Origin of the sequence: Chryseobacterium sp. (assembly GCF_022712095.1) — a bacterium.
GTDB lineage: Bacteria > Bacteroidota > Bacteroidia > Flavobacteriales > Weeksellaceae > Chryseobacterium.
Genome location: NZ_JALAHD010000088.1, coordinates 1 through 3,476 on the forward strand (window position 1 = coordinate 1; position 3,476 = coordinate 3,476).

Here is a 3,476-nt window from a genome sequence, read left to right on the forward strand (position 1 = left end):
ATTTAGAAGTTGAATTAAATCATCTTTTCCAATTTGATCTATTAATATCCATTCAGGCTCTTTTCCTTCTGTTTTTCTTAGAAAAAACCCTTTGTTATCATTAATTTTTAAGTGTTTCATAAGTTTTTATTCTTCTTTCTTCATAAGCATCATTACCAGCTTCTAGGCACTTTAGCAAAATATCATAGTTTTCTATCTCTTTTCCGTTTTGATCTTTTAATGTCTTTTGAGACGGATGTCCACTGAATACTTGGTAACTTATTTCTTGATCTACTATAGTTTTCTTTGTGTAAAGTATATAATCGGGTTGTATTGATGCGCCAACGGTATTGTTGTGTGTGACGACTACAACAGGAATATGCTGGGATATTGACTTTAGAAGTTCATTAACCTCATTTTTAAGGAATAAATTGTCAAATGAAGATTCCGGTTCGTCAATGAGAAGCATGTCATATTGAAGGGCATCATTTATCTCATGTAAAAGATTGAATTCAGATCTTTCCCCTCCTGAGACAGGGACATTATGCTTATTCAATGTTTGATAACAAATGTCAATAAAAAATTTATGATACTCCGTTTCAGGAAGTCCAGTTGTTTTCAATGAATTTAAAAAGCTGTACGGGTTATCATATCTTGAAAATGCATCACTAAATACAAGCATCTTACCACTCTTATTTTTCATTTCTTGCGCACCACTATAGGTTTTTGTTTTAGCTATGACTTTAAAACCTCTGATTTCCTTTCTATCTATTTCTCTTTCTTTTTTTAATTCCTCGACGATAGAATTAAATCTTCTTACTTTTTCATTTTCAATAAGAATTTGATAAAGGTCAATATCATCAGGGGGTGTAGAAGTTGATTTAAGCCGTAGTTCACTTTTTATTTTTTGTATAACATCGTTCAGCCACCTTTTTTTTAGATTATCTTCATGAAGCTCTATGTGTTTGATAATAAGATCTCTTAATAGGTTTTTAAGATTCTCGATAATCAAATGCTTACTGATAATATCTTTATACTCGGTATTTTCTATCAAAGTTTCCGTTGCTTTGATAAGGTTTTCTAACGATTTCAGTTCAATCTCCGTAAGTAGTGATTCACTAAAGAGTATCGTTTTAGAGTAAGTGTCGAATTTATCGCTTTCAGATGCAAATTTTAATAAACTTGATATATATTTTTCAAGATCTAATTTGTTCGATCTAAGGTCAATATTTTTGACCTCATCTACCACGTCTTTGAATTCTTTGAAAAATTTCTCATTGACAGTACTATGTCTCGTTGTGAGTAATTTTTCAAACTTTTCTTCGTCATTTTGTAATAAGGCAAACTGCTTTATGTATTTCACTTCTTCCTGTGATTCCATAATGCGGCCTAATGTATGTGTTTTACCAGAAGAACGTTCCCCCAGAACAACATTGAGACCGGTCGATAGATAGAGACCATCATCTGTAACTTGAAAAAACTTATTACCATCACTTTTTGTCATACTCACTTTGGATTTGTCACTTAGGCAATATTTTATTCCTCCCAAAGTTATTTCTTCTAAATCAATGAATGTTTGTCGGGTTGGATATGTTTTTAGTCCACTTTTGATTCTAATATCACTAAATATGACAGGTGTAAGTTTTTCATTATCTTTTATGCAAGTCGTAAATTTTTTTGCACTAGTCACTTCGCCAGCCAATATATGAGGAGAAAGCTTGGCCAAAGTGTCTGCGGTTATATTTGGACTTTTGTCATAATGTGGAATTAGAAGGTACTTGGTGAGGTCAGGAAAAATTTTATTTAGTGTTTCAACATCAATATAGTCTTCTTTTGTATTTATCAAGCCTTTTACCTGATTACATTTAGTTGCAAAATCTGTCAATTCTTTGTTTTCTGAAATAAGGAGTAAATGTCCTTTTTCGAGATCAATTTCTATCCCTGGAAGAACCCTAATTCCTAATTCTTGGGTTATTACTTCAAATTGCTTAAGGTCAAAAAGGTTATGGTTTGTAATAGCAATACAATCTAATTCAAGTTTGGTAACATATTCTTTTAATGTATCAAGGCAAAAGTCAAAGGGCGAGTCGCTAATAGAAGCTACAGTATGAATATGTAGGTCGATCTTTTTCAATTCAAAAATATTAGTTAATAAATAGCTGTCTAATTATAAATATAACATATATTATTATATTTTAAAATTTCAGTTGCAAGTAATTTCAACCAATTGGATGCGTTCTTTTAACTTAAAGAACCATTAGGAATTAATTGAGTATTTAGAGGAACTTATACTCTTCAAATGGTAATTCTGTCATAATTTTCGTAAATTTACCCTATGAATCAACTATCCCATTTACCCCAACACAAACAAGACGAATTAGCTGAAATCGTTGGAATTATCTGTGAAATAACGAATCCTGCTAAGATAATTTTGTTTGGGAGTCACGCTACTGGTAAGTGGGTAGAAGATGAGTATGTGGATAAAGGAATGACCTATTCCTATATTAGCGATTACGATATTTTGGTGGTTCTATGTGACAAGGAAAAAGGTGAAGAAGTTGAGATTGCTAGTAAAATTGATAACCGTACCGGGAAATTTAAAAACGAGGTAAGCGCGATTGTACATTCAATTTCCTATATCAACAGTGGTTTAGAGAGAGGTCAATACTTTTTTAGCGATATTGTCAAAGAGGGGATCACGCTCTATGATAGTGGAGAATATACATTTGTGGAAAGTAAGCCTTTGACTAACGAACAGCTGAAACAACTTGCTATTGAAGATTTTAACAAATGGGTTAAAAGTGGCTCAAGGTTTTTAAAGGCCACGAATTTATTATATGAAGAATTTCTAGCAGACAAACTCCCCTTAAACGAGGTTGTTTTCATTCTAAATCAAACCGCGGAAAAATTTTACGGAGGAGTTTTATTAGTCTATACAGGATATAAACCCAAGACTCACCGGATTAGAGCATATCGTAAATATGCCAAACACATATCACAAGACCTTTATAATGTTTTTAGATACCCACGAACAGATAGCGAAGAAAATAGGTTGTTCAAAATTCTAAATAATGCTTACATCGACGCTCGATATAAAGATGATTACTTTATTGATCCCGATGATTTGAAAAAATTAATTAGTAGAGTTGATAAACTAGAAAATGTGGTGACTAGACTTTGTGAAGAGCGTATTTCGCAACTTTAAAGATCTAGGATTTTCTGTTTTTTCTTAATGGCAGATGTTTGGGAATTTTGATCTTGAAATCAAATATTTCAGATGGTTGGATTTCTAATGCTTTGCAAATCGCGATAAAGCCGCTTACTGACATATTGTTACTTCCGCGTACAATTCGATAAACTTGGCTGTAACTAAATCCAGTACGATCTTGGATATCCTCAAGGGTAATTTCTTTTTTATTTGAAATAGCCCAAAGTTTTTCTCTAATAATTCCTAAACTTTCCTTGTCTATGTACTGCTCAGCCATAAACAAATAGAC

At 32.3% G+C, this 3,476-nt stretch carries 3 protein-coding genes; 1 reads left to right on the forward strand and 2 read right to left on the reverse strand.

All coding sequences use genetic code 11. The features are described from left to right. Positions 1 to 100: 100 nt before the first annotated feature. Positions 101 to 2,113 carry a PHP domain-containing protein gene (locus Q0A18_RS04270; RefSeq protein WP_292008934.1) on the reverse strand — a complete coding sequence of 671 codons (2,013 nt, stop codon included), beginning with the start codon at positions 2,111 to 2,113 and terminating at the stop codon, positions 101 to 103. A gap of 201 nt (positions 2,114 to 2,314) precedes the next feature. Here Q0A18_RS04270 and Q0A18_RS04275 point away from each other — a divergent pair, with 201 nt between their 5' ends. Further along, positions 2,315 to 3,184, forward strand: a complete 870-nt coding sequence (locus tag Q0A18_RS04275) for a HEPN domain-containing protein (RefSeq protein WP_292008935.1) — start codon at positions 2,315 to 2,317, stop codon at positions 3,182 to 3,184. Positions 3,185 to 3,188: 4 nt separating this feature from the next. Here Q0A18_RS04275 and Q0A18_RS04280 read toward each other — a convergent pair. Continuing rightward, on the reverse strand, positions 3,189 to 3,476 hold a 288-nt coding region (locus Q0A18_RS04280; protein ID WP_292008936.1), incomplete at its 5' end, for a helix-turn-helix transcriptional regulator.

What these genes read in the sequence shown, in the direction of transcription:
- Q0A18_RS04275 (WP_292008935.1), top strand. Translation starts at nt 2,315, where the DNA reads ATGAATCAACTATCCCATTTACCCCAACACAAACAAGACGAATTAGCT.